Here is a 1284-nt window from a genome sequence, read left to right as displayed (position 1 = left end):
CGTCGGCGGCACCCAGGGCTGCGGCTGCGGCTTCTCGGCGGCGGGGGCGGGCGGCACCGACGGACCGGCGTCGGGGGAGTCGGGCGCGTGCGGAACCGACTTCACCCCCTCCGGCTCCGGCTGCGGACCGGGACCTCGCTCCGGCGCAGCCTCCTGCTCCGCTTCCGGGGCGGACGGTCGCGCGGGTACGTCGGTCCGCGCCGGGCGGTCCGTTCCCCGGCCGTCGGGACCGTCCACCGGGCGCGGGTTCTCCCTCGGTGGCTCGCCAGGGCTACCCGCCGCACCCGGATTCCCCGGCTCGGACACGGCCGGGAGGTCGGGCAGCGGAAGGCGCGCGGGTGTAGCGGGACGCGGCGGCGCGGGCACCGGCGGCACGGGACCCTGGACCACGGGCGCCGCCGGACCCGGACCCTGGTCCACAGGCGTCGGCGCCGGACCGTCGGTGCGCGGCGCGTCGGGTATCGGCTCCGGCCCGGGGCGCGGGTCCTCCCGCACCGGCTCGGGCACGGGTACGGGCGCGGGTCCCCCGGCCGCCGTAGCCGCCGACGCGATGGTGACGGTCTCCGGGCGCCCGGCCGTGCCCGCGTCCCCGGGCTCGCCGGTCACCTGGACGTCGTCGCCCGACTCGACCCGCGGCAGCCCGGACGCCGGCACCTCGGACTCGATCCTGGCCGCGGGGGGCGCCACCACCGGCGGTGCCGCCGGTGCCGTGTTCCCGCGTACCCGGACGGTCGTCTCGTCGAGGTCCAGATGCGCGAGCGCCGAAGCCCCGCCCGACCCCTCACCTCGTACGACTCCAGACCGTACAACTCCAGGCTCCGCCACCGGAGTTGCCACCCGGTCCTCCGTACCCCAGGGCGCCGCCTCCGCGGCCCGGGGCTGCCCCCGGAAGGCGGTGGGGGCGATCGCCTGGGGGCCCGTCGCCGTGGCGTCCGGCGCCGACCACAGATCGGTGTCGTCCGAGGTCACCACCACATGGCCCGGTTCGTCGGCCGGAGCGATAGTGAAGCCCTCGCGGCGCTCGGGGTCCAGCCGCCAGAGCATGTCCTCGGCGAGCGAGCGCATACGGTCGGCGGCGCCGGGCGTGCTGCGGTCGTAGAGGATGGCTGCGTAGCCGGGCGCGGCCGGTATCCGGCGTACCGCGTCACCGTCCGCGGGCTCGGCCAGCGGGCGCATCCACAGCCCGCTCTGCACCACTTCGAGCACCGCGTCGGCGGCGTACTCGTACACACCGGTGGTGATCTCCGGCACCCCGAACAGGGGCCGGCGCAGCCCGAAGAGGGC

At 77.7% G+C, this 1284-nt stretch carries 1 pseudogene; it reads right to left on the bottom strand.

Annotated features, from left to right (window positions below):
* Window positions 1-1284: pseudogene (locus CCN72_RS39370) on the bottom strand (hypothetical protein); the annotation flags it as partial.

The organism is Streptomyces murinus (assembly GCF_002154555.1).
GTDB classification, from domain to species: domain Bacteria; phylum Actinomycetota; class Actinomycetes; order Streptomycetales; family Streptomycetaceae; genus Streptomyces; species Streptomyces murinus.
Note: the sequence above shows the minus strand (reverse complement) of the source record. Positions and strands in the feature narration are given on the sequence as shown.